This window comes from Citrobacter braakii (assembly GCF_009648935.1).
GTDB lineage: Bacteria > Pseudomonadota > Gammaproteobacteria > Enterobacterales > Enterobacteriaceae > Citrobacter > Citrobacter braakii.
In genome coordinates this window covers 1,206,520-1,231,020 of record NZ_CP045771.1, presented here as the reverse complement: position 1 = coordinate 1,231,020, position 24,501 = coordinate 1,206,520, and the positions used below count along the sequence as shown (strand labels likewise).

Annotated in this window: 22 protein-coding genes; 15 read left to right on the top strand and 7 right to left on the bottom strand. The window is 50.7% G+C overall.

The window, feature by feature from the left end; genetic code table 11:
• Positions 1–68: 68 nt before the first annotated feature.
• The 7 genes from GFC06_RS05640 (at position 69) to GFC06_RS05610 (ending at position 6,651) form a co-directional block, all read left to right on the top strand.
• Positions 69–1,268, top strand: coding sequence for an NAD(P)/FAD-dependent oxidoreductase (locus GFC06_RS05640; protein WP_153689926.1), 1,200 nt, complete (start codon positions 69–71; stop codon positions 1,266–1,268).
• A gap of 451 nt (positions 1,269–1,719) precedes the next feature.
• Positions 1,720–2,529 (top strand): sorbitol-6-phosphate dehydrogenase subunit, encoded by an 810-nt coding sequence (locus GFC06_RS05635; protein WP_016157691.1) that lies wholly within the window; start codon positions 1,720–1,722, stop codon positions 2,527–2,529.
• Positions 2,530–2,559: 30 nt separating this feature from the next.
• A complete protein-coding gene (locus GFC06_RS05630) occupies positions 2,560–4,008 on the top strand; it encodes a PTS mannitol transporter subunit IICB (protein ID WP_016157692.1) in 1,449 nt (482 codons plus the stop codon).
• The gene (locus GFC06_RS05625; protein WP_047501384.1) at positions 4,005–4,433 is read left to right on the top strand and encodes a PTS sugar transporter subunit IIA; all 429 of its coding nucleotides are present in this window, start codon (positions 4,005–4,007) and stop codon (positions 4,431–4,433) included. Before GFC06_RS05630 ends, GFC06_RS05625 begins: the two co-directional genes overlap by 4 nt.
• A gap of 39 nt (positions 4,434–4,472) precedes the next feature.
• Positions 4,473–5,171, top strand: coding sequence for a DeoR/GlpR family DNA-binding transcription regulator (locus GFC06_RS05620; RefSeq protein WP_049283126.1), 699 nt, complete (start codon positions 4,473–4,475; stop codon positions 5,169–5,171).
• 17 nt (positions 5,172–5,188) lie between these two features.
• Positions 5,189–6,361, top strand: coding sequence for a mannitol dehydrogenase family protein (locus GFC06_RS05615; RefSeq protein WP_019078100.1), 1,173 nt, complete (start codon positions 5,189–5,191; stop codon positions 6,359–6,361).
• A 2-nt stretch (positions 6,362–6,363) separates the two neighbouring features.
• Positions 6,364–6,651 (top strand): HPr family phosphocarrier protein, encoded by a 288-nt coding sequence (locus GFC06_RS05610; RefSeq protein WP_029139725.1) that lies wholly within the window; start codon positions 6,364–6,366, stop codon positions 6,649–6,651.
• A 98-nt stretch (positions 6,652–6,749) separates the two neighbouring features.
• Here GFC06_RS05610 and rsmJ read toward each other — a convergent pair whose 3' ends face one another.
• Positions 6,750–7,502: a 16S rRNA (guanine(1516)-N(2))-methyltransferase RsmJ gene (gene rsmJ, locus GFC06_RS05605; RefSeq protein ID WP_047501380.1), complete on the bottom strand. Its 753-nt coding sequence runs from the start codon at positions 7,500–7,502 to the stop codon at positions 6,750–6,752.
• An 8-nt stretch (positions 7,503–7,510) separates the two neighbouring features.
• The gene (prlC, locus tag GFC06_RS05600; RefSeq protein WP_153689925.1) at positions 7,511–9,553 is read right to left on the bottom strand and encodes an oligopeptidase A; all 2,043 of its coding nucleotides are present in this window, start codon (positions 9,551–9,553) and stop codon (positions 7,511–7,513) included.
• 214 nt (positions 9,554–9,767) lie between these two features.
• Between prlC and GFC06_RS05595 the strand changes: the two genes are divergently transcribed.
• Both GFC06_RS05595 and gorA read left to right on the top strand, forming a co-directional pair.
• Entirely contained in the window at positions 9,768–10,610 is an 843-nt protein-coding gene (locus tag GFC06_RS05595) for a 23S rRNA (adenine(2030)-N(6))-methyltransferase RlmJ (RefSeq protein WP_016154881.1), read from the top strand.
• A 104-nt stretch (positions 10,611–10,714) separates the two neighbouring features.
• Positions 10,715–12,067: a glutathione-disulfide reductase gene (gorA, locus tag GFC06_RS05590; RefSeq protein ID WP_046274489.1), complete on the top strand. Its 1,353-nt coding sequence runs from the start codon at positions 10,715–10,717 to the stop codon at positions 12,065–12,067.
• Positions 12,068–12,133: 66 nt separating this feature from the next.
• Here the strand turns inward: gorA and dinQ are convergent, their stop codons facing one another.
• On the bottom strand, positions 12,134–12,217 hold the full coding sequence (gene dinQ / locus GFC06_RS05585) for a damage-inducible type I toxin DinQ (protein WP_003837776.1): 84 nt from the start codon (positions 12,215–12,217) through the stop codon (positions 12,134–12,136).
• A 381-nt stretch (positions 12,218–12,598) separates the two neighbouring features.
• On the bottom strand, positions 12,599–13,993 hold the full coding sequence (locus tag GFC06_RS05580) for a cytochrome-c peroxidase (protein WP_016157700.1): 1,395 nt from the start codon (positions 13,991–13,993) through the stop codon (positions 12,599–12,601).
• 425 nt (positions 13,994–14,418) lie between these two features.
• On the opposite strand from GFC06_RS05580, the gene GFC06_RS05575 reads away from it, so the two are divergent.
• Positions 14,419–16,068 carry an alpha,alpha-trehalase gene (locus GFC06_RS05575; RefSeq protein WP_049283130.1) on the top strand — a complete coding sequence of 550 codons (1,650 nt, stop codon included), beginning with the start codon at positions 14,419–14,421 and terminating at the stop codon, positions 16,066–16,068.
• 27 nt (positions 16,069–16,095) lie between these two features.
• Here GFC06_RS05575 and GFC06_RS05570 read toward each other — a convergent pair whose 3' ends face one another.
• Positions 16,096–17,685: an STY4199 family HEPN domain-containing protein gene (locus tag GFC06_RS05570; protein WP_103766976.1), complete on the bottom strand. Its 1,590-nt coding sequence runs from the start codon at positions 17,683–17,685 to the stop codon at positions 16,096–16,098.
• A gap of 167 nt (positions 17,686–17,852) precedes the next feature.
• Here GFC06_RS05570 and GFC06_RS05565 point away from each other — a divergent pair, with 167 nt between their 5' ends.
• Entirely contained in the window at positions 17,853–18,407 is a 555-nt protein-coding gene (locus GFC06_RS05565; RefSeq protein WP_103766977.1) for a GNAT family N-acetyltransferase, read from the top strand.
• A gap of 71 nt (positions 18,408–18,478) precedes the next feature.
• On the top strand, positions 18,479–18,829 hold the full coding sequence (locus GFC06_RS05560) for a glycoside hydrolase family protein (protein ID WP_103766978.1): 351 nt from the start codon (positions 18,479–18,481) through the stop codon (positions 18,827–18,829).
• Positions 18,830–18,847: 18 nt separating this feature from the next.
• Here GFC06_RS05560 and GFC06_RS05555 read toward each other — a convergent pair whose 3' ends face one another.
• Together GFC06_RS05555 and GFC06_RS05550 are read right to left on the bottom strand one after the other, a co-directional pair.
• Positions 18,848–19,450, bottom strand: coding sequence for a helix-turn-helix transcriptional regulator (locus tag GFC06_RS05555; protein WP_047501367.1), 603 nt, complete (start codon positions 19,448–19,450; stop codon positions 18,848–18,850).
• A 536-nt stretch (positions 19,451–19,986) separates the two neighbouring features.
• Positions 19,987–20,745 (bottom strand): SDR family NAD(P)-dependent oxidoreductase, encoded by a 759-nt coding sequence (locus GFC06_RS05550; protein WP_016157705.1) that lies wholly within the window; start codon positions 20,743–20,745, stop codon positions 19,987–19,989.
• 119 nt (positions 20,746–20,864) lie between these two features.
• Between GFC06_RS05550 and GFC06_RS05545 the strand changes: the two genes are divergently transcribed.
• From GFC06_RS05545 to GFC06_RS05535, 3 genes are all read left to right on the top strand, one after another.
• Positions 20,865–21,764 carry a LysR family transcriptional regulator gene (locus tag GFC06_RS05545; RefSeq protein ID WP_049283134.1) on the top strand — a complete coding sequence of 300 codons (900 nt, stop codon included), beginning with the start codon at positions 20,865–20,867 and terminating at the stop codon, positions 21,762–21,764.
• 47 nt (positions 21,765–21,811) lie between these two features.
• A complete protein-coding gene (gene yhjD, locus GFC06_RS05540) occupies positions 21,812–22,840 on the top strand; it encodes an inner membrane protein YhjD (protein ID WP_016154892.1) in 1,029 nt (342 codons plus the stop codon).
• Between the two features lie 294 nt (positions 22,841–23,134).
• Positions 23,135–24,457, top strand: coding sequence for an MFS transporter (locus tag GFC06_RS05535; protein ID WP_003023312.1), 1,323 nt, complete (start codon positions 23,135–23,137; stop codon positions 24,455–24,457).
• Positions 24,458–24,501 lie beyond the last annotated feature (44 nt).

Sequence of the window (24,501 nt, the reverse complement as noted above, 5' to 3'; positions counted from 1 at the left end):
TTGCAATTCTTAACTACGACAAATAAAATCCGAGTAAATTATTCGTAGTCACCAGAGAGAACCCCCCAATGCGTAAACGAATTCTGATCGTGGGCGCCGGCTTTGCCGGTATGTGGGCAGCATTAAGCGCCGCACGACTGGCGGATAAACATCAGCAGGCCATTGATATTACAGTAATTGCACCACAGCCAGAGCTGCGTGTCCGCCCACGCTTTTATGAACGCGCCGTACAAACCCTGGTCGCCCCACTGCAACCCTTGTTTGACGTTACCGGCGTCAACTTCCTGCAAGGTCACGTCGAACAGATCATACCGGACTCTAAAGAGGTGAGCTGGAAAGATGCCAACGGAGAAATTCATCTGCGCCGCTACGACCGCCTGGTACTCGCCAGCGGGAGTCACGTTAACCGCGACGCCGTTGTCGGTGCAGCCGAGCATGCGTTTGACCTCGACCAGCTCGAGAGCGCCACCGCACTGGAGCAGCACATTACAGACCTGGCATTACAGCCGGAAAGTGAGGCTCGCAATACGGTGGTGGTCTGTGGCGGCGGCTTTACCGGGATTGAGATGGCGCTGGAATTACCTGGTCGTCTGCGTGAGATTCTGGGTGCCGATGCTAAGACCAGAGTGGTCGTAGTTGAGCGCGGTGCTCAGCCTGCCGGGCGCTGGAGCCAGGAATTACGCGACGTGATAATCGAAGCCTCCGCTGAACTGGGCATCGAATGGTTGGTAAATGCAGAAGTAGAAAGCGTGGACGCCGGCGGCGTAACGCTGAAAGATGGGCAGGTTATTGCCTCTCAAACAGTTATCTGGACCGTCGGCGTGCAGGCCAATAGCCTGACAGCACAGATTAACGCCCCGCGCGATCGACAGGGCCGCCTGCATGTGAATGCCAATCTGCAGGTCGTGGGTCATGATAATATCTACGCCACTGGCGATGTGGCCTACGCCGCCACCGATGACAAAGGCAACCATGCGTTAATGACCTGCCAGCACGCTATTTTGTTGGGTAAATTTGCCGGTAATAACGCCGCTGCAAGCCTGCTAGGAGTAGAACCTTCACCGTACCGTCAGGAGATGTACGTCACCTGTCTGGATCTCGGCGTGTGGGGCGCGGTGTATACCGAAGGATGGGATCAGCAGGTCAAACTCACTCGCGCAGAAGCGAAGAAACTGAAAGTATCGATTGTCAGTGAACTGATTTATCCGCCGAAAGCGGAAAGAGCCGTCGCATTTGAGATGGCTGACCCATACGCACCGTTTGTCTAACCTCCAGTAAACATAGTCTTCCTGACGGACAATCACTCTGTCAGGAAGTCGCCAGTGCCATACAACCTCCCCAGCAATGCCCCATCAGTTATATACATGCTTCTTTATCAATTATTCCCCTCAATTTTAATCACGCATAAAGACGCATTAAAAAAGCAAACGCGCAAATAAACGCATTAATGAATCGATTAACAATCGTACACGCCAGAAATGCGATCCTTTACGCAAAACACCAGAAACCAAAGCAACCAACTGAATTAAAAGAATTTAAAATGTATCCTGTGATTAGCATCGCAAAAATCAACGATCTTCGTAGGCAATGCGTTTTTCTGCGCATAGATTATAAACACGCAAAAAACCGCATCAACATGTAAACAATATGCTGCGGGCATCGAATGTCAAATACCCAGGCAGCTGCTGTCAGTCAATCGTGAAAAGTGGGAGAACGTAAATGGATCAAGCAACAAAGTGGTTGGATCTTTCCGGTAAAGTCGTGGTCGTGACGGGTGGCAGTATGGGCCTGGGTGAAAAAATGGTTGAGAATCTCTACGCCAACGGTGCAACCGTGGTTTATGCCGATTTATCACCCAATAAAAACTTCAGCCAGTTCGACGACATCATCTTTATCAAATGCGATGTGACCAAAAAAACAGAAGTTGAGCAGCTCACGGCCTCAGTGGTAAAGAGGTTTGGTCATATAGACGGTTTAGTCAACAATGCTGGTGTCAGCCGTCCACGCCTGTTAGTCGATGTATTTAAGGAAAAACCAGAATATGAACTGAGCGAAGATGATTTCGACTTTATGGTCAATGTTAACCAGAAAGCTGTTTTTCTGGTATCGCAGTCCATTGGGCGCCAGATGGTCGAACAAGAATCAGGCGTCATTATCAATATGACTTCTGAAGCTGGTGTTCAGGGTTCACGCGGGCAGAGCTGCTATTCCGCAACGAAAGCCGCCGTTAACGCCTTCACATTTTCATGGGCGAAAGAGTTGGGCCCCCACAATGTGCGCGTTGTTAGCGTTGAGCCAGCCATCAATGTACCAACGCCAATGAACAGCGAAGCCAATTTCCGGGCGCTGGCTTACACACGAGGAACCGATCCAAATCATGTTCATAAAGACTATAAAGGCATTATTCCTCTTGGTCGTCCGGGGAAACTTGAAGAGATTGCCGACCTGATCTCTTTCCTGGTTTCCGATCATTCTTCTTATATCACCGGGTCCGTAATCAATATTACCGGCGGTAAATCGCATCATTAATCACTCATCAATATAAGAATGGAGCCGACCATGGGGAACAGTCGAATTGCCAATAGCCCTGCGTTAGCAAAAATTAGAAAGTTTGGTGGAGTTATGAGCGGCATGGTTATGCCGAATCTGGGAGCGTTTGTGGGATGGGGGTTAATGGCCGCCATCTTTATCCCTAATGGCTGGTTCCCTAATGAAAAATTAGGTGAAATGGTTGGCCCAATCCTGAATTACCTTTTTCCATTACTGATTGGCTATACCGCAGGATATAACATCCACGGTCAACGTGGAGGGGTCATTGCTGCATTCGCGACAATGGGCGTTATTGTCGGGTCCGAAATCACGATGATCAGTGGGGCGATGGTCATGGGGCCACTCTCTTCCTGGCTGTTGAAGAAATTTGACCAAAAAGTGCAGGACAAAATTAAGCCGGGATTTGAAATGTTCGTCAATAATTTCAGTCTCGGAATTATTGGCCTGATATGCGCTATTTTCGCCTATATGACCGTTGGGCCGGTTATCCGCCTGCTGATTGTCATTATCACGTCAGGGGTAAACTGGTGTACCAGCAATAATTTACTCCCTTTACTGTCCGTGTTTATGGCGCCCGCTCAGGTTCTGTTCCTGAATAATGTGGTTAACCACGGCATTCTCGCACCAATTGGTTTCGCCCAGGTTCCCGAACTGGGTAAATCAATCATGTTCCTGGTGGATACCAATAATGGCCCACTGCTCGGAACATTAATGGCGATAGCCCTGTTTGGACGTGGACGCGCGAAGAAAACAGCACCGATGGCGATGTTTATTGCAGGTATAGCGGGAATCGGTGAAGTCTATTTTCCGTTTGTGCTGGCAAATCCATTACTGGTATTCGCCACAATGGGAGGACTTGCCGTCTCCTTATTCTTACAAGTCATCATGGAAGGCGGGTTGATCGGCGTTGCATCTCCAGGCAGTTTAATCGCTATCGCCATGATGACGCCGAAAAGCGCCATCGTTGCCAATCTGGTGTCCATCAGCGCAGGGTTTATCGTGTCATGCGCGCTGGGCTGGTTAATACTTAAAATCAGCCCCGGTTCAGAAGATGATGATGAAAGCCCAGTGACTGTCGGCGGGCGTCAGGTTAAATCTGTGGCTGATTTTGTCCCGGGCTTATCCAATACCAGTGTAAAAAAGGTGCAACGTATATTAGTCGCATGTGATTCCGGGATGGGTTCTAGCGCAATGGGCGCTTCTGTTCTACGTAAACGACTACAAGAAGAAGGGCTCGGCTATATTAAGGTTATTAACGATTCAGCAAACCGAGTGGGTAGAGACTACGATATGGTAATTACTTTATCTGGGCTCCTTGAGCGCGCAAAATTAAGCTGTGAAAACACCGATACTGTGTTTATGACCGTTAATAACTTTATTAAGTTGAGTGATTATGACGAAACAGTTGCGTTTATAAAATCGCATAATCATGAAAACCATGAAGAGGTGCCAGCATGAGTGACATCTTTATCCCCGAGAACATTATTCTTAATGCACATGCCAACGATAAATTTGAAGCTATAACCCTTACTGGAAATATTCTGAGAATGAATGGCTATGTGACAGATAAATACGTTCAGAGAATGAAACTCAGAGAGGAGATTGTTTCAACTTATTTAGGCAATGGTTTAGCAATACCACATGGTACGGATGGTTCAGATTGCGAAATCATTAAGTCAGGCATTTCTTTAGTACAGTTTCCTGACGGTATAGACTTTGGTGATGGAAATACTGCCTATATAACCATAGGTATCGCGGGTAAAGAAGGCGAACATATGGACTTGTTAAATAAAATCGCCTTAATTTGCATTGAAGAAAAGAATGTTCAGGCATTACGAACCGCTAATTCCATAGAATATATTTTACAAGTGCTAAACATCTAAGATATACTCATTATTCTCTGAATAAAATGAGTCATTACGATGAAAGCGGCAAGACAAGATATTATTCTTCAAATACTTGAGAAAGAGAAAAAGATTGTTGTCAGTAAATTAAGTGAGCGTCTTAAGGTTTCTGAGGACACCATAAGACGCGACTTAAATGAGCTTGCGAATCAAGGAGTAATTCATCGTGTTCATAGTGGCGCAATACGCGTCGGGCCTGCCATCACTGAGTTTAATATCCGGCAGGATCTGAACACCAGTGAGAAAGTAAAGCTGGCAAAGAAAGCCGTACATTTAATTAAAGAAAATAGCGTCATTTTAATTGACGGAGGAACAACTAACTACGAACTCATAAAGCTAATACCCAAAGATTTAAAATGCACTGTTGTTTCTAATAACATCCCTATTCTGCATTTATTAAGTGATTACAAGAATGTAGAGGTTATAGGATTAGGGGGCAGGCTTTATAAAAACTCTTTGGTTTTAATTGGTGCTGAAACTATTCGTGAATTAAATGCTATTCGCCCGGATATATACTTTATGGGTGTTGCGCATGTTGACAGTGAAGTCGGTGTAACTATTCCCGATCTGGATGAGTGTTATACCAAACAAAAAATGGCTGAAGTCTCAAATGAAGTTGCCATTCTTGTAACCGAAGAAAAACTTGAGACCAGATCTAATTTCGTGGTGTCCTCACTCAAGGATATAAATCATATATTCACGAGCAAGGATATCTAATAATATGAGGAGTTATAATGAAACGCGTATTAATTATAGGCGCTGGCCGCCTTGGTAAAGGCTTTGTGGGCGAAACATTTGACAATGCTGGCTGGGATATAACATTTCTGGATAAAGACCAAAGAGTTATTGATGAACTGAACCGTGAAAACAAATATACCGTTCAGGTTTTTCGTACTGATGACATCATTTTACACGAGATCACCAACTTTAATGCTTTTTTGACCGATGACAACTATTCTGTCATGAATGACTTTCTTGAGTCGTCTGTCATTATGTGTCCACTTTATCCAGAGGATTTTGCAGAATCCGCTCAGTATCTTGGCAAATGTTTTGAGCATCAATATCATATTGATCCAAACAAAAAAATGTCATTAATTTGCCTGACAAATAAAAATCATATTATTAAAGATATTGAAGGCTGGTACCGTGACGCAATCCCATCTGCTGAAGCGCGTCAATGGTTCGACACCCACGTAGCGATCCGCGATTCAATTGTCAGACGCTCCACCGATGCCAAAACGCACTACGCAACCCAGATAGACAGCACCGCCGTTGCCTCATTGATCATTCAAACTCCTCTTTATAACGACATCAGTGGTGTGGAATGGCTAGAGCCACGCGAACATCTGGAAATGCTCAAAGACATCAAAGTATTTACCATTAATGGCCCTCACGCTACTACCGCCTGGTATGGACATCTGAAAGGTTACAAAACCATTCCTGATGCCTCAGCCGATCCTCAGGTTTCAGATTTGGCCAATGCGGTACACGATGTCACAATTACTGCGGTAATGACCGAATACCCACAAATCACGCGTGAAGCATTAAAAGATCTGGAGTACTTACCTAAAGCTAAAAACGAACTCCCGGATTCGATTCATCGTGTCGCCTATGATCCTATTCGGAAATTGGCTTATCAGGATCGCTTAATGGGTGTAGTGCAACTTTGTCTTAAACACGACCTCGATTACACCCCCCTCACAAAAGCGATCGCTTGCGGCCTTGCTTATTATGCCGAAGACGATCAAGCCTCTGTCAAACTGCAACAGAAAATGCAACGAATGGGATTGCTGACTACCGCTGCCGAAATCATTGGCTTACCTAAAAATCACCCTGTGACGCTTAATGTTGCACAGCAATATTTAGCGCTGGATGCTGAAAATTTAATTCCAACGACACAGTGTTAATTATGATGCCTGATGCCAATTGCAATGCTCGTTTCATCATAAAAAATGAGCATGGTCTACATGCTCGTCCAGGAGCAAACCTGGTTGCGACATTAAAACCCTTTAAATGTGAAGTTAAGATCGCAAATCTTGCAAGAAGTGATAAATACGTAAATGCAAAGAGTCTAATGGCTCTCATGTCCCTGGGTATAAAAAAAGGCCATGAAGTCAATATCGTATTCCTGGGTGAAGATGCCCAAATTGCATTACAAAAACTTAGCGCCGAAATCGAAAATGGTTTAGGTGAATAAGCTAATATCATTGGCGCTTATTTTTAAATAAGCGCCAACATCCGAAGATTTGGGAGCATTATGATGACCACCACCCATGATCGAGTTAAGTGGAAAGGCTATTCAGGAGTCCCCGCGTAAATATCAAACCGATGCCCTTTCGTAACTACCGCGTTCGGCGTGGCGATATCCGCCAGCGGCGGTGCGTAATCCGGGCGCTTCACTACCACACGTTTAGTGGCTAGCTGACGCGCAGGCTCCAGCAGCCCATCCGCATCCAGGTCCGGCCCCACCAACGACTGAAACACGCGCATCTCTTTTTTCACCAGCGCGCTTTTCTGCTTATGCGGGAACATCGGGTCGAGGTACACCACCTGCGGACGCGGGGTGATATCGGTTAACGCCGTCAGGCTTGAGGCGTGGATCAGTTGTAAACGTTCCTGCAGCCACGGACCGATTTCCGGGTCAGCATACCCTCGCGCCAGGCCATCATCCAACAGCGCCGCCACGACCGGGTTACGTTCCAGCATTCGCACGCGGCAGCCTACTGAGGCCAGCACAAACGCATCGCGCCCCAGCCCTGCAGTCGCATCAACCACATCCGGCAGGTAATCGCCTTTAATGCCAACCGCCTTCGCCACCGCTTCGCCGCGACCACCGCCAAATTTGCGCCGATGGGCCATCGCACCGCCAACGAAGTCCACGAAGATACCGCCGAGTTTGGGCTCATCACGTTTACGCAGTTCCAGATGTTCCGGTGTCATCACCAGCGCCATCAGGTTATCTTCATCGTGCGTAAGATTCCAGCGGGCGGCAAGAACAGATAAGGCGCCGTCTCCGGCGCCTGTTTCATCTACTAAGCAGATTTTCACGTGAATAATCAGCCTTTAATCCCGTAATGCTCCAGCATTGCATCCAGTTGCGGCTCACGGCCACGGAAGCGCTTGAACAGTTCCATCGGCTCTTCAGAACCACCACGGGTGAGAATGTTATCGAGGAACGATTGTCCGGTTTGACGGTTGAAAATCCCTTCATCTTCAAAGCGAGAGAATGCATCCGCCGCCAGCACGTCGGCCCACAGGTAGCTGTAGTAACCCGCCGCATAGCCACCAGCAAAAATGTGGCTGAAGGCATGCGGGAAGCGGCCCCACGTTGGGCCCGGCACCACGGCGACCTGCTTTTTAATTTCCGCCAGCGTTTCGAGGATTTTCGCCCCTTGCTGTGGGTTAAACTCCGCGTGCAGACGGAAATCAAACAGGCCAAACTCTAGTTGACGCAGAATAAACAGCGCCGCCTGATAGTTTTTCGCCGCCAGCATTTTATCCAGCAGCTCCTTGGGCAGCGGCTCACCGGTCTCAAAGTGACCAGAGATAAATGCCAGCGCTTCGGGCTCCCAGCACCAGTTCTCCATAAACTGGCTCGGCAGTTCGACCGCATCCCACGGCACGCCGTTGATACCTGAAACACCGGCGGTTTCGATACGGGTCAGCATATGGTGCAGACCGTGGCCGAACTCGTGGAACAGGGTGATCACTTCATCGTGGGTAAACAGCGCGGGTTTGCCGTTCACCGGGCGGTTAAAGTTACAGGTCAGGTAGGCAACAGGCTTTTGCAGCGTACCGTCGGCTTTACGCATCTGGCCGACGCAGTCGTCCATCCACGCCCCGCCACGTTTATGTTCACGGGCATACAGGTCAAGATAGAAACTGCCGCGCAGTTCGTTGTTTTCGTCATACAGTTCGAAGAAACGTACTTCCGGGTGCCAGACGTCAACATCAGTGCGCTCTTTAGCGGTAATGCCGTAAATACGTTTAACCACTTCAAACAGGCCGTTAACGGCTTTGTTTTCCGGGAAGTATGGACGCAGCTGCTCGTCGCTGATGCTATAGAGGTGCTGTTTTTGTTTCTCGCTGTAGTAAGCGATATCCCACGGCTGCAGCTCATCGACACCAAATTCTGCTTTCGCGAAGGCGCGCAGTTGAGCCAGCTCTTTCTCACCCTGAGGACGGGCACGTTTCGCCAGGTCGGTAAGGAAGTCGAGTACCTGCTGCGGGTTTTCCGCCATTTTGGTGGACAGAGATTTAAAAGCGTAGCTTTCAAAGCCCAGCAGCTGTGCCAGCTCGTGGCGCAGCGCGAGGATCTCTTCCATTATCGGGCTGTTGTCCCATTTACCAGCGTTTGGCCCCTGGTCAGACGCGCGAGTGGAGTAAGCGCGATACAGCTCCTCACGCAGCCCCTGGTTATCACAGTAGGTCATCACCGGCAGGTAGCTTGGGATATCCAGCGTTAACAGGTAGCCTTCCTGCTGTTTAGCATCAGCCTGGGCTTTTGCAGCCGCCAGTGCGCTTTCCGGCATGCCGGAGAGTTCCGCTTCATCAGTCACCAGCTTAGTCCAGCCCATCGTGGCATCGAGGACGTTATTGCTGTAGAGATTGCCCAGCTCAGACAGGCGGGTGGCAATCTCACCATAGCGCAGCTGTTTTTCCTTCGGCAGACCAATACCAGAAAGCTCGAAATCGCGCAGCGCGTTATCGACCGCTTTTTTCTGTGCGGTGTTCAGGGTGGCGTAATGATCGCCGTCACGCAGGTCGCGGTACGCTTTGTACAGACCTTCATGTTGTCCAACCCAGGTGCTGTATTCAGACAGCAGCGGCAGCGTTTGTTCGTAGGCTTCGCGCAATTCCGGGCTGTTTTTCACCGAGTTCAGGTGGCTAACCGGAGAGAAAATACGCCCCAGCACATCGTCAACTTCCGCCAACGGCTGGCAAAGATTTTCCCAGGTGTACGGCGCGCCCTGCGCAACCACTCGCTCAACGTTTTCGCGGCAATCGTTCAGCGCCTTAGTCACGGCAGGCACGACGTGCTCAGGCTGAATTTTAGAAAATGGCGGCAGTTCGAAGGGGGTCAGCAATGGATTGGTCATTAGCGCGGTCCTGTTGAAAAGAGTGAATGAAGCGCGTATCCGGCGCTGTGCATATTAATTTGTACAATGGGGTTAAGTGTAGAGGATTTCAATGCCAGGCGTTGCGCTTTCGCGGCAGTGACGACTTTTCTGTATACTGTGGCGATACGCTTTATTTTCGCCCGATATTGCGCTGTTTTCGGGCCTACGTTTATAACCTGGAACACGTTTACCCATGCTGAGTTATCGCCACAGTTATCACGCTGGCAACCACGCCGACGTCCTTAAACACACCGTCCAGAGCCTGATCATCGAATCGCTTAAAGAGAAAGAAAAACCGTTTCTCTATCTGGATACCCATGCTGGCGCAGGCCGTTATCAGCTGAGCAGTGAGCATGCCGAACGTACCGGTGAATATCTGGAAGGGATCGCCCGTATCTGGCAGCAGGACGATTTGCCTGCCGAACTGGAACCCTACATTGGCGTGGTGAAGCACTTCAACCGTAGCGGCCAACTGCGCTACTACCCCGGCTCTCCATTAATTGCTCGCCAGCTGCTGCGAGAACAGGATAGCCTGCAATTAACGGAACTGCACCCGAGCGACTTTCCTTTGCTGCGCGGCGAATTCCAGAAAGATGAGCGCGCACGCGTGGCCAAAGCCGATGGTTATCAGCAGCTAAAAGCAAAATTACCGCCGGTTTCCCGTCGCGGGCTGATCCTTATCGATCCCCCCTACGAAATCAAAAGCGACTACCAGGCGGTGGTGACCGGTATTAACGAAGGCTATAAGCGTTTCGCAACCGGCACCTATGCGCTGTGGTATCCGGTAGTTCTGCGCCAGCAAATCAAACGCATGATCCACGACCTGGAAGACACCGGTATCCGCAAAATTCTGCAGATTGAGCTGGCGGTGCGTCCGGACAGCGATCAGCGCGGCATGACGGCGTCCGGTATGATTGTAATAAACCCGCCGTGGAAGCTGGAGCAGCAGATGAACAGTGTCCTGCCGTGGTTGCACAGCAAACTGGTTCCGGCAGGAACCGGTCATACGTCGGTAAGCTGGATCGTGCCGGAGTAATCGCAGTCATCGGTGGAACCTTTTAATTTCAGGTATACAATCGCGAATATTTTGGCGGATGGCGTAACGCTTCTCCGCCCTACAATGAACATGAAGGAGCGGTCATGACCAAGCACTATGATTACATCGCTATTGGCGGCGGCAGCGGCGGTATTGCCTCCATTAACCGTGCAGCAATGTACGGCCAGAAATGCGCGCTGATTGAAGCCAAAGAGCTAGGCGGCACCTGCGTTAACGTTGGCTGCGTACCGAAAAAAGTGATGTGGCATGCCGCACAGGTCCGCGAAGCAATCCACATGTACGGGCCGGATTACGGTTTCGACACCACCATCAATAAGTTCGATTGGGATAAACTGATCGCCACGCGTACCGCTTATATTGATCGCATTCATACCTCGTACGACAACGTGCTGGGCAAAAATAATGTCGATGTGATTAAAGGCTTTGCCCGCTTTGTGGATGCCAAAACCATTGAAGTGAACGGTGAAACCATTACTGCCGATCATATTTTGATTGCTACCGGTGGTCGCCCGAGCCATCCAAGCATTCCGGGTGTGGAATACGGTATCGACTCCGACGGTTTCTTTGAGCTGCCCGCGCTGCCAAAACGCGTGGCCGTTGTTGGTGCAGGCTACATCGCCGTTGAACTGGCGGGCGTAATTAACGGTCTGGGTGCACAAACGCATCTGTTCGTGCGTAAACACGCGCCGCTGCGCAGCTTCGACCCAATGATCGTCGACACGCTGGTTGAGGTGATGAACGCCGAAGGCCCGACTCTGCATACTCACGCGATACCAAAAGCGGTCGTTAAAAACGCTGATGGCAGCCTGACCCTGCAACTGGAAGATGGTCGTAGCGAAACGGTAGATTGCCTGATTTGGGCGATCGGTCGTGAACCTGCCACCGACAACTTCAACCTGGCGGTTACTGGCGTGAAAACCAACGAAAAAGGCTACATCGTCGTTGATAAATTCCAGAACACCAGCGTGCCGGGTATTTATGCCGTCGGCGATAACACCGGGGCCGTTGAGCTGACGCCGGTTGCCGTTGCCGCGGGCCGCCGTCTGTCCGAGCGTCTGTTTAACAACAAGCCGGACGAGCATCTGGACTACAGCAACATCCCGACCGTGGTCTTCAGCCATCCGCCTATTGGTACCGTGGGCCTGACCGAGCAGCAGGCTCGCGAACAGCACGGCGATGATCAGGTGAAAGTGTATAAATCATCGTTTACCGCGATGTATACCGCTGTCACCACCCACCGTCAGCCGTGCCGCATGAAGCTGGTTTGCGTCGGTCCGGAAGAGAAGATTGTCGGTATTCATGGCATTGGTTTTGGGATGGATGAAATGCTGCAAGGCTTCGCGGTCGCTCTGAAAATGGGCGCAACCAAGAAAGACTTTGATAACACCGTTGCCATTCACCCAACGGCATCTGAAGAGTTCGTGACCATGCGTTAATCGCGCTTCAGGAATGTTAAAGGGCAAAGAGGGGTTAGCTCTTTGCCCTTAGTTACGTTTCCGCTATCAGTTCAGCAGTTGCAGCAGATAGCGGATCAGCTCCAGCAACGCGATTAACGCTCCCAGAACGATGATTGCTTTATCAATCACCCGTCTTCTCCATCAGATGGAGTGAGAATGCATCCGCTTACTCATCCATTGCCTGTCACGGCGCATGTCCCAGTGTTAGATGATGGAACTCTCACTCCGGCCAGAGCATCGGCCAACGGCACCACCCGTACAGCCGATCAGGACTTAGAAAGCGTTTAGCGCGCGTCCGGAATGAAAATGCTTCAGAGCTAACTGGATAAGTATACAGTTGTTTTAATCAAAACAACCAGCGTATTCTTGCAATACTACCGGTAAGGTAATACGATTGAAGCGTTAGATGATGGAACTCTCACTTCGGCCAGAACCACCAACTCGGGCTGAAGCGTAAAAAAACCGACGTGAAGTCGGTTTTTTTACGTCCGAATCTGGACCACAGAGAAATTATTTACCCTGCATATACGGTGTATATACCCCATTAAGGCTTTCGAGGAATGCCACGATATCGTCGATATCTTCCTGCGGTAGTTCTTTACCCACCTGATAACGCAGCATCAGTTTTACCGCACCGTCGAGCGTAGGCACATCACCGCGATGGAAATAAGGCGCAGTCAGCGCAACGTTACGCAATCCAGGGACTTTCTGACGCAGCTTGTCACGTAATTCATTGGTGACGTTCATGCGGCCAATATCTGCAGCAGTGACCTCGCCGAAATTAAAGTCCTTTTTCAGACCCAATGGCTCAAATGAACGTCCGCCTAAAATAATTCCGCCATGACAGGTCGCGCACTTATTATCTTTAAACAACTGATAGCCATGTTTTTGCTGAGCGGTTAAGGCCGCTTCATCACCACGCAGCCATTTATCAAACGGCGAATTTGGCGTAATCAGCGTTTTCTCAAACTCAGCAATCGCATCGGTAATATTATCCCCACTGAATCCCTGCGGATAAACGGCAATGAACTCTTGCTTAAGTTGCGGATCCTTGTCCAGTTTCTGGATAATTTCATCCCAGGATTTAGACGCCATTTCGATAGGGTTCAACGGTGGGCCACCGGCCTGCGCCTGCAGTGTTGGCGCACGGCCATCCCAGAATTGCTCGACGTTAAAGACCGAGTTAAATACCGTTGGCGCATTGATAGGGCCAACCGCGCCGCCGACACCGATTGACGTTTTCCGGCCATCCACGCCGCCCGCATTCAGGGCGTGACAGTGCGCACAAGAAATCGTGCTGTCGCCGGAAATACGCGGGTCATGGTAAAGCGTAAAACCAAGCGCTACTTTGCGGGCATCGGTCGGGATGCTTTCCGGTATCGGCTGTACAGGTTCATTACGATGCTGCGTGGCAGTATCGTTACTGGCGTAGTACTGCTCACGCTGTTTCGCAATCCAGCCCAGGATCTCTGCTCGCTCCGTATCGCTTACTTTGCCAGCCCAGTGCAGTGCGGTATAACGCGTCGGCGGCATGGTCTCGTACTGCATCACCCACTCAATTTTATTCAGATCGCTTTGCGAAACGGGTTTATCCGCGACCAGCGCCGCACGAACGGCCTCCAGATTGAATGATTTGTATCCCAGTTGAATATCGTAATTCATCAACTGCTTAGCGACGGGAAAAGAAGAATAGAAAGGTAATTCAGCCGAAGGAGTGTGACAATAATCGCATCCTTTTTCACGTAAGAACCCTAGTACTTTATTATTTTCTTCCAGCGTAGAGGCCTGAACATCAGCCTGTTTACTCCGTTGATTATCGTGATACCACACATAACCGGATAATCCAAAATAACAAATCGCGACGCCAGCTATGGCAATCACGGTAAGACGGGTAATGATTTTCATTATTTTACCCTCACCGTTGTGAGTTATTGTGACCCAGAAAATTAGAATAATTAATAGACAGTCTTTGTCAGACCTGACCATCATAGGAAATGAGGGGATTACTATTTTGATAAGTATCAAGCAATTACATGGAGGAGAACTATCGATAGAATAGCCTGTGCCTATTATAGAGTTAAACGTTACCAGGTTGTGTTCACACCTCGTTGCAATCGAATGTTCTGAAAATGGAATATCCTCAGGTTGTGCAGAATTCGGAATTCTGCATTATTTTCATTGGGATAGATTTACTTTTTGGATATTGCGCAGCACTAAAATGTGATCGACCGCACGCTTTACTCACCAGATACCGAAGCGAATGTCTACGCTTAATTGACGAGCGGGCAATAGCCTTAATCTTTCAACGTCCATCGGAGGTCTTTCGCATTATGCTCAACCAGAAACTACCCCACGCCCCTTCTGAAGAAATGACGATCGACATCGATCTGCTTTATGAAATGGATCCGTGCGAGTTAAAGCTGGATGAAATGATTGAGGCGGAGCCTGAACCAGAGATGATTGAAGGGTTACCCGCCTCAGATGCGTTAACTCCCGCCGATCGTTACCTCGAGCTGTTCGAACACGTTCAGTCGTCGAAACTGTTTGCCGATAGCAAAACCTTCCCCGACTGTGCGCCGAAAATGGATCCGCTGGATATTTTGATCCGCTATCGCAAGGTTAAACGCCACCGCGACTTTGATCTGCGACGCTTCGTCGAGAACCACTTCTGGCTCCCGGAAACGCCCTCCAGTGAATATGTTTCTGACCCGGCAAATTCGCTGAAAGAGCATATCGATCAACTGTGGCCGGTGCTGACGCGCGAACCACAGGATCACATTCCCTGGTCCTCGCTGCTGGCGTTACCGCAGTCATATATTGTGCCCGGCGGGCGTTTTAGTGAAACCTACTACTGGGATTCCTACTTCACCATGCTGGGTCTGGCGGAGAGCGGTCGCGAAGATCTGCTGAAATGTATGGCGGATAACTTTGCCTGGATGATTGAAAACTATGGTCACATCCCGAACGGTAACCGTACTTACTACCTGAGTCGCTCGCAGCCGCCGGTCTTTGCGCTAATGGTCGAACTGTTTGAAGAGGATGGCGTACGCGGCGCACGTCGTTACCTTGATCATCTAAAAATGGAGTACGCGTTCTGGATGGATGGCGCAGATTCCCTGGTACTCAACCAGGCCTACCGTCACGTGATCAGAATGTCGGACGGCTCCCTGCTCAACCGCTATTGGGACGATCGTGATACGCCACGCGATGAGTCGTGGCTTGAAGACGTCGAGACCGCCAAGCATTCGGGTCGCCCACCCAATGAAGTGTATCGGGATTTGCGCGCGGGCGCGGCCTCCGGCTGGGATTACTCCTCGCGCTGGCTACGCGATGCAGGCCGTCTTGCCAGCATACGCACCACTCAGTTCATCCCTATTGACCTGAACGCGTTCCTCTACAAGCTGGAAAGCACTATCGCCAATATTTCCGCACTGAAAGGCGACAAAGGCACTGAAGCGCAGTTTCGCCAGAAAGCCAATGACCGCCGCGATGCGGTGAATCGCTATCTCTGGGACGATGAAAACGGCTGCTATCGCGATTACGACTGGCGGCGCGAACAAATGGCTCTGTTCTCTGCCGCCAGTATTGTGCCGCTGTATGTCGGCATGGCAACGCATGAACAAGCCGACCGACTTGCTAATGCGGTACGCAGTCGCCTGCTAACCCCCGGAGGGATTTTAGCCACGGAGCATGAAACGGGTGAACAATGGGATAAACCCAACGGCTGGGCGCCGCTGCAGTGGATGGCAATCCAGGGTTTCAAACTTTACGGCGACGACCATCTTGGGGATGAAATCGCCCGTAACTGGTTAAAAACGGTGAATCTCTTTTATCAGGAACACCACAAGCTTATCGAAAAATACCACATCGCCGACGCCGCGCCGCGCGAAGGCGGCGGCGGGGAATATCCGTTGCAGGACGGCTTTGGCTGGACCAATGGCGTGGTGCGCCGACTCATCGGTCTGTATGGCGAACCCTAGCAACTGACGGTCTGAATTATCAGACCGTCAGTTAATCGCATCGTACAGTTCGGCGTGAATTTTCTGCCATTTCTTGTTCTCTGGGCTTGGCTGCGCGCGAACGCGTAGCTCGGCCTGTTCAAGGTCATACTGCTGACGCGCGACAACCGCCGGCACCGAGCAAAAACTTAGCAGATAGCTTTTATGCAGCGATGTGAGTGACGCCCCATTCGCCATCGCATGGCTGACCGTAGTCATAAACTGCCGACATGGCTTACTCTCACTCATCTGCGAAGGGTAACGCAGCAGCAGCCTCAACACCTCGGTATTGCCTGCCGAGAATGCCTGCTCCGTCCACGCCAGCTTCCAGTCCATCCCGCCCTGCAGGAAAAGTGACGTCACACGGGTGTCGTTGCGCTCGATAGCCGCGCGCATGTTAAAGGCATCCCAGGTGATGCCCATTCGGGTCACCGACTCCCGCGCACCAGGGGCATCACGCCGTGGCTCCTCCTGCACGATTTCAACAGATTGCCCGGAAGACGCTTGTGGCGCTGGCGAAGTGAATAACCAGAACGCGCCCAGCGAAATCACCAGCACCATCACACCGACCGCTACCCACAACATGCCGGAAATCAGCTGTTCACGTTCTTCCGCCGTGCGCCTGGCCCGCTTCTCCGGCGGATCGATACTGTCTGCGATTTCCTGTTTATCGCCCCCTGCCTGCTCGTCTTTTTGCTTTGCGTTTTCCCAAAACTGGCGAACCGTCGCCTCATCGGACGCCAGATACGACGCAGGATTAATGCGCGTACGCCGTTCTTCAAATGCCCGCTGCACAGGGTGAGTAATCTGTCGGTACTGGCAATCCAGCAACAGCAGTTGTACTGAGGTTAGCGGCTGCTGCGCGATAACGCAGTTACGGGCCAGGCGGCAGTCATCCAGGAACATCCTCAGCGTGATACGTGGCTCAACAAACGACATGAGCACCGAGGTATCGTTAAAAATCTCGCTAAAATGCCGAACGAATAACTTCTTATCGACAACCATCAGCGCCAGTTCGCTAAACATCATGCCGTCCAGCGCATCCCGACTTTCCCCCAGCTTTAACCAGCGACGCAGACGTTCACCGCCAAAGTGCTGTTTCAGGAAGCTGTTGAGCGGATGTTGATCCGGCCATACCCGCGCAATCAGGGATTTGAGGGTTAATTCTATTGCGCGAAGCTGACGCTGCGCCCGCATCTGCGCATCCGGCTCTGCACGTTCAATTTCGGTTGGATACTTCAGGAGGGGCTGTTGCTGGCGCAACTGTTCCAGAGAAGCGACAAAGCGCAGCGCAGAAATCAGCTGGTTTTCACTGACGTCCTGGCCATTTTCATATTGCGGCACGCTCTGCTGAAGATGGCGTAGCCGCAACGTGAACTGACTCAATTGCGCGTCATTCATCTGCAACCGCCTGGCGACAACGCCCCAACCTCCCAGATTCAATCGCGCCTGGTCAAGCTGCTCGAGAAACCAGCGTGGATCTTTACCCTCTGCGACGCGCACGCCAAGCATCAGCAAAATTTCTACCGAGGCCTGGCGGATTATCCCCAAACAATGTTCGAAGGGTGTACATGTCGCCTGTAACGCGCTATTGGTCATTATCTTCCCTAAAAGGACCCAAAAAGTGCGGCCTCACAATGGTGTGTAGTTATCTTTTTTAAATGCAGCGCTGTGCCGCCACAGACTAAAACACATTCATATAGCAAATAAATATGTTTTACAGTGACTTCCACACAATCATTGAAAATTATTCTGGAGATAAGCCTGTGCCTGTACTGAAAACCTCGCGTTTGATCTGCCGCCCGCTCACACATGACGACTGGGCGTTTTTCTTAACGTTACAGCAGAACGCAGATGTGATGCGCTTTGTCGCTGACTCGCGTACCGAAGAGGAGATACGGACAGTCTTTGACTCCCGCTTGCCTGAATGGTCTCCCGGCAGTCCACACTGGCTGTGCCTGGTCCTGTGCGATAAGGCATCGGGCGTACCGCTTGGGGTAACCGGATATATTCAGGATAAAAATGAATGTGCCGAGGTCGGCTTTCTGCTCACTCCCGAGGCGCAGGGCAAAGGTTATGGCGCTGAATCCCTGCATGCCGTTTGCGAGTATGCGTTTACCGCCGGAGGACTACGCCGACTGACGGCCTGCGTCACCGCAGGAAACGATGCCTCACGGCGTCTACTGGAAAAGGTCGGGTTCATTCTCGAAGGCACGCTGCGAGAAAGCTACTGGCTACATCAAACTTGGCATGATGACTGGATTTTCGGCCTGTTAAAACAGGAATATCAGCCGCCCGCGCCATCAGGCGTTTTGCTGTAAAAAATGGCTGGATGGCGGCTGGCGTAACGGGGTGTGTTTCTTAAAATAGGTCTCTTTGTACAGAGATTATTATGCCGCTGCATTCGACGCATTTCACGCCCGCCTGTATCGCATTTATTAAGCAATGGCAGGGCCTGTCGCTGGAAAAGTATCAGGACAAAAAGGGGATCTGGGTCATTGGCTACGGGCACGAAATCACCGCAGATGAATCCTTTGATGCCCCAATTATGCTGATGCAAGCCGAAACATTGCTGCTCGCGGATATAAATATCTGCGAGGCATTCATCCATAAGGAAATGCCGCAAATACAAGATCGGTTTCAACAGGAAGCGTTAATTGCATGGATGCTCAGCGTGGGGATTAGCCGGTTTTGCACTGCTGAATTCTGGCCGTGGGCTATTTCACAGCCAGAAACAGTCTGACTGTGAAATATTTTCCCATTATAGGGTGTCGTTTAGCATCATTGCCGCCTGCGTACGGTTTTTTACCTCCAGGCGCTGATACAGCGATTCAAGATGGGCTTTTACCGTTCCAGTGCTGATATTTAATAATCGACCAATTTGTTTATTAGATTCTCCGGCGGCCAGCATCGTCAGAATCTCCCGCTGACGCGCGCTGAGCAATCTGATATTTTGCCCGCCACATTCGGTCGCTGTGATGCAATCTCTGGGGATAAACATCATACCTATCGCGACGCTATTGAGTGCCAGCGTGAAGGTTTCCGCATCAGAATCGCGCGGAACAATGGCCAGCACGTTTAATTGCGTGACTTCCTGTAGCCATTTTTTACGGCAGTCCGTTGCGGTTACCAGCACTTTTACCTTCGCAAAGCGTGCTGCTATCTGTTGCAGCAAGCTACGGCAGAACTCAGCGTCAAAATCTCCATCCAGCATTACCAGTGCATCAGGATTGTCTTCCAGCGTCCGCCAAAGATCATCTGCCTGACTGACACCCTGAACATTCACTCCTGGAATACGCTCTTGCAAAATTACATTCATTCCATGAATAAATATTGACTGCCTGTCAAACATTATTAACTGCATTATTTATCTCCGTCTGAATAAGATATTAGCCTTAACACGCGGAAGGGTATTATCCGAGGGGCAAAATATGAAGTCACCATTTGGCGGAGGCTATTTTACCGATAGACGGAGAAGAAAGAAGCAGACGTTATAAATAGTTACAGCTGAAACCAAAGAATCACACAAAGGATCAAAATCGGGGTCAAATATTCAGAAAATCCTTAATATTTGATGTTCAAACCTGGACTACTAATATTAATAATCCGGAGTTTATATTCTTAGCTAAAAATAAGGAACTCACGATAACAGACAAATATGTTACAAAACAAAATATCGCATTAAATGATCATTCGGGCATGAGAATGGGGAGGTGATCATGGTTTCTGATACAACAAATCCACTCTCGAAGAAGAATGAACTCTTCAGAACGTTTATCCCCGCTCTCTTTCCGCGGTATCAGATTCCAAATAATACCGGCAAACGCCATCAGCTATATTTTGACCTCTGATAGCGCGCCAGTTTTCTCTTGCTCAAAAGGCTAAGTAAGAAGCGGTCGATTACAGGAACATCCCGCCAGAGACTTCGATACGCTGTGCCGTCATCCAGGCCAGCTCATCGCTGAGCAACGCAGCAATGGCGTCGCCAATATCGTCCGGTAACCCAACACGCCCCAGCGCCGTCTGCGATGCAATGTAGGCATTCAATTGCGCATTATCCCGCACGTTTCCGCCGCTAAAATCCGTCTCGATTGCCCCAGGCGCAATAATATTCGCCGTAATGCCGCGCTCTCCCAGCTCCTTCGCCTGGTAACGGGTTAACACCTCCATCGCCCCTTTCATGGCAGCGTAAGCGCTGTAACCCGGTAGCGCAAAGCGCGACAATCCGGTCGAGACATTAAGAATTCGTCCGCCGTTGTTGATCAGCGCCAGCAGGTTCTGTGTCAGGAAAAAAGGTCCTTTAAAATGGATGTCCAAAAGCTGGTCAAATTGCGCCTCAGTGAACGCCGGATAAGGCGCGTTAATGCCAACTCCGGCATTGTTCAATAAATAATCAAAGGTGTCGCTTTGCCAGTGCGTTTGTAGGGTTTCCTGCACCTGTTTGACAAACTGAGGGAAAGTGGAAATATTTCCGACGTTCAACGGTAATGCTGCAGCTTTACCGCCAGATTGGCGAATTTCATCCACAACCTGCTGCGCTTCTTTTTCATTGCTGTTCCACGTCAGGATGACACCAATGCCTTTACTCGCCAGCTTTAGCGCCGCGTTTTTACCGAGTCCACGACCGCCGCCGGTCACCAATGCGATACGTTGCGTCATAAGAAACCTCATTTCAGGTGTTGTGAAGATTGAGACAAAGCTTATTAGGTGGTAGAAAAACAATAAATACCGCTTACTGCGCATTACTGTTTCATTTAGAACAACAATAGGGCATGAGAATGGATAAAATTCACGCAATGCAGTTGTTCATCCGCGTCGCAGAACTGGAGAGCTTTTCGCGCGCGGCAGACACCCTCGGACTTCCTAAAGGTAGCGTATCGCGTCAAATTCAGGCCCTGGAAAATCACCTGGGCACACAGTTGTTGCACCGCACAACCCGCCGCGTTCAGCTGACGCAAGACGGCATGATCTATTACGAACGAGCGAAAGATTTGTTGAGCAATCTCGATGAACTGGATGGGCTATTCCATCACGACCCGACCAGCATCAGCGGCAAGCTGCGCGTCGATATGCCGGTTGGTGTGGCGAGAAATCTGGTGATGCCCCGTTTACCGGCCTTCTTGCATCAGTATCCGGGGCTTGAGCTCGAACTTAGCAGCAGCGACCGCCTGGTGGACTTGATCCGCGAAGGCTTCGACTGTGTGGTACGCGTGGGAACGCTGAAAGATTCAGGGCTGATTGCGCGCCCGCTGGGGAAACTCACGCAGATTAACTGCGCCAGCCCGCAATACCTCGCCCGCTTTGGTTATCCGGAAAGCCTGGAGGATTTAGCCTCGCATGCGGTGGTGCACTACTCAGTCAATTTGGGAACGCGTGCGCAAGGCTTTGAAGTGGCGACAGACAACGGTGCTAAATGGGTTAAAACCGGCGGCATGCTGACGGTGAACAGTACCGAAACGTATCATGCGGCATGTCTTGCCGGTCTGGGCATTATTCAGGTACCGCGCGTGGGCGTGCGTGATGCCCTGCGCGCCGGTACGCTGATTGAAGTATTGCCGCAATATCGCGCCGAACCATTACCGGTTTCATTGCTCTATCCGCATCGCCGTAACCTCTCCCGCCGCGTACATCTGTTTATGGAATGGCTGACCGGCGTGATGAAAGACTATGTGGACTGACAAGCTATACTGTCCTGAGAATGAACAGAACAAGGATTACTGCCCTGATGACGCAGGAAAAAGAGATTAAACGCCCCATTCAGGAACTTGAGCACGCACCAATCCCAAAAATTGAGACCCTGGAGCGTAAGAATACAGAAACCAACGGTAAGACCAACCAGGCGCTGAAAACCGCCCTGACCTTCGCCGATAAAATTCAACGCCAGCCCATGATTGCCCATCTGATTCGCGCCGCGGAGAGATTTAACGATCGTATGGGAAATCAGTTTGGCGCCGCCATTACCTACTTCTCGTTTCTGTCGATGATCCCTATCCTGATGGTGTCGTTTGCCGCCGCGGGTTTTATTCTCGCTTCGCACCCTACGCTGTTACAGGATATCTTCAGCAAAATCCTGCTCAACGTCAGCGATCCGACGCTCGCCTCCACGCTGAAAAACACCATCAATACCGCCGTTCAGCAACGCACCACCGTCGGTCTGGTGGGTCTTGCCATCGCGCTCTATTCCGGAATTAACTGGATGGGAAACCTGCGCGAAGCTATTCGTGCCCAGTCGCGGGATGTCTGGGAGCGGACCCCACAGGATCAGGAAAAAATTTGGGTCAAATATCTGCGTGATTTTGTCTCATTGATTGGCTTACTGATTGCGCTGATTGTTACGCTGTCCATTACCTCCATCGCCGGTTCCGCCCAGCAGATGATTATCTCTGCGCTGTATCTCGACGGCATCGAATGGCTGAAGCCCGCCTGGCGGCTGATCGGCCTGACCATCTCTATTTTCGCCAACTACTTGCTGTTCTTCTGGATTTTCTGGCGGCTACCGCGTCACCGACCGCGCAAAAAAGCGCTCATTCGCGGCACGTTTATCGCGGCACTGGGGTTTGAAGTCATCAAAATGATCATGACGTACACGCTGCCATCACTGGTGCAATCGCCGTCAGGCGCGGCGTTTGGTTCCGTACTTGGACTGATGGCGTTCTTCTACTTCTTCGCCCGTCTGACTCTGTTTTGCGCTGCCTGGATTGCCACAGCGGAGTACAAAGACGACCCGCGTATGCCGGGGAAAACCCACCGCTAATCTTTGTTAACTGCCGGATAACGCTGCGCTTATCCGGCCAACCCAATGCTTACGTCGAAATCCTGCGCATTATCAGAATTAAAATCCAGCCCGTAACTTTTGTTTAACCAAAAACCAGTTTTATCATCCAAGTTTTAAATTATGTGAAGCATTTCATGGAAGTGAAATCTCCAGCCTAAAAATTATCCCCTTTTTGCTCTGTTTTTGACCAATCGCAAGGTTTGTTACAGATTGAAATGTCTCTTTTGCTGTGCGTAATATGACCTTTCGTTCGACCAAAAATAAGAAAATATTATGCAAGCAACAGCCACAACGCTCGACAACGAACAGGAACACACCCCGGTCAACTCGCGCAATAAAGTCGTCGTCGCCTCACTCATTGGCACTGCCATTGAGTTCTTCGACTTCTATATCTACGCCACCGCCGCGGTGATCGTGTTCCCCCATATCTTCTTCCCGCAGGGGGATCCGACCGCGGCAACGCTGCAGTCCCTTGCCACCTTTGCTATCGCCTTTGTGGCACGGCCTATCGGTTCTGCTGTGTTCGGGCATTTTGGCGATCGCGTAGGGCGTAAAGTCACGCTGGTTGCCTCACTGCTCACCATGGGGATCTCGACGGTTGTCATTGGCCTGCTGCCGGGTTATGAAACTATCGGTATTTTCGCCCCGCTGCTGCTGGCGCTGGCGCGTTTTGGTCAGGGTTTAGGACTGGGCGGTGAATGGGGCGGCGCGGCGTTACTGGCGACGGAAAACGCACCGCCGCGTAAACGCGCGCTGTACGGATCATTCCCGCAGTTGGGCGCACCTATCGGCTTCTTCTTCGCCAACGGCACTTTCCTGCTGCTCTCCTGGCTGCTGACCGACGAGCAGTTTATGAGCTGGGGCTGGCGCGTACCGTTCATCTTCTCTGCGGTGCTGGTGATTATCGGTCTGTACGTTCGCGTTTCGCTGCATGAATCCCCGGTCTTTGCCAAAGTGGCTGCGGCGAAAAAACAGGTGAAAATCCCGCTGGGTACCCTGCTGACAAAACATGTCCGCGTGACGATCCTCGGCACGTTCATCATGCTGGCGACCTATACGCTGTTCTATATCATGACCGTCTATTCCATGACGTTCAGCACCGCCGCGGCGCCTGTAGGGCTTGGCCTGCCGCGTAATGAAGTGTTGTGGATGCTGATGATGGCGGTTATTGGCTTTGGCGTCATGGTGCCGGTGGCAGGCCTGCTGGCCGATGCGTTTGGTCGTCGCAAGAGCATGCTCATCATCACCACGCTTATTATTCTGTTTGCGCTGTTTGCCTTTAAACCGCTGCTCGGCTCTGGCAATCCGGTGCTGGTGTTCGCCTTCCTGTTGCTTGGTTTGAGCCTGATGGGTTTGACATTTGGTCCGATGGGCGCGCTATTGCCGGAGCTGTTCCCGACCGAAGTGCGCTACACGGGGGCGTCGTTCTCGTACAACGTTTCATCGATTCTTGGTGCTTCCGTTGCCCCTTACATTGCCGCATGGCTGCAGGCGAATTACGGCCTGGCGGCGGTCGGTACGTATCTGGCATCAATGGCGGCGTTAACGCTGATTGCGCTGCTGTTAACCCACGAAACCCGCCATCAGTCATTGTGATTTTTTGGCTGTAACCACCGTCTGCGGCCTACGTTGAGCATGAA

Bases quoted from the DNA above. Each gene is read 5' to 3' on its own strand.
- GFC06_RS05575 (WP_049283130.1), top strand. From the start codon at position 14,419: ATGCTCAACCAGAAACTACCCCACGCCCCTTCTGAAGAAATGACGATC.
- GFC06_RS05630 (WP_016157692.1), top strand. From the start codon at position 2,560: ATGGGGAACAGTCGAATTGCCAATAGCCCTGCGTTAGCAAAAATTAGA.
- GFC06_RS05610 (WP_029139725.1), top strand. From the start codon at position 6,364: ATGATGCCTGATGCCAATTGCAATGCTCGTTTCATCATAAAAAATGAG.
- GFC06_RS05620 (WP_049283126.1), top strand. From the start codon at position 4,473: ATGAAAGCGGCAAGACAAGATATTATTCTTCAAATACTTGAGAAAGAG.
- GFC06_RS05615 (WP_019078100.1), top strand. From the start codon at position 5,189: ATGAAACGCGTATTAATTATAGGCGCTGGCCGCCTTGGTAAAGGCTTT.
- GFC06_RS05635 (WP_016157691.1), top strand. From the start codon at position 1,720: ATGGATCAAGCAACAAAGTGGTTGGATCTTTCCGGTAAAGTCGTGGTC.
- GFC06_RS05560 (WP_103766978.1), top strand. From the start codon at position 18,479: ATGCCGCTGCATTCGACGCATTTCACGCCCGCCTGTATCGCATTTATT.
- GFC06_RS05555 (WP_047501367.1), bottom strand. From the start codon at position 19,450: ATGCAGTTAATAATGTTTGACAGGCAGTCAATATTTATTCATGGAATG.
- GFC06_RS05550 (WP_016157705.1), bottom strand. From the start codon at position 20,745: ATGACGCAACGTATCGCATTGGTGACCGGCGGCGGTCGTGGACTCGGT.
- yhjD (WP_016154892.1), top strand. From the start codon at position 21,812: ATGACGCAGGAAAAAGAGATTAAACGCCCCATTCAGGAACTTGAGCAC.
- gorA (WP_046274489.1), top strand. From the start codon at position 10,715: ATGACCAAGCACTATGATTACATCGCTATTGGCGGCGGCAGCGGCGGT.
- GFC06_RS05570 (WP_103766976.1), bottom strand. From the start codon at position 17,685: ATGACCAATAGCGCGTTACAGGCGACATGTACACCCTTCGAACATTGT.
- GFC06_RS05625 (WP_047501384.1), top strand. From the start codon at position 4,005: ATGAGTGACATCTTTATCCCCGAGAACATTATTCTTAATGCACATGCC.
- prlC (WP_153689925.1), bottom strand. From the start codon at position 9,553: ATGACCAATCCATTGCTGACCCCCTTCGAACTGCCGCCATTTTCTAAA.
- GFC06_RS05535 (WP_003023312.1), top strand. From the start codon at position 23,135: ATGCAAGCAACAGCCACAACGCTCGACAACGAACAGGAACACACCCCG.
- GFC06_RS05640 (WP_153689926.1), top strand. From the start codon at position 69: ATGCGTAAACGAATTCTGATCGTGGGCGCCGGCTTTGCCGGTATGTGG.
- GFC06_RS05580 (WP_016157700.1), bottom strand. From the start codon at position 13,993: ATGAAAATCATTACCCGTCTTACCGTGATTGCCATAGCTGGCGTCGCG.
- GFC06_RS05545 (WP_049283134.1), top strand. From the start codon at position 20,865: ATGGATAAAATTCACGCAATGCAGTTGTTCATCCGCGTCGCAGAACTG.
- GFC06_RS05595 (WP_016154881.1), top strand. From the start codon at position 9,768: ATGCTGAGTTATCGCCACAGTTATCACGCTGGCAACCACGCCGACGTC.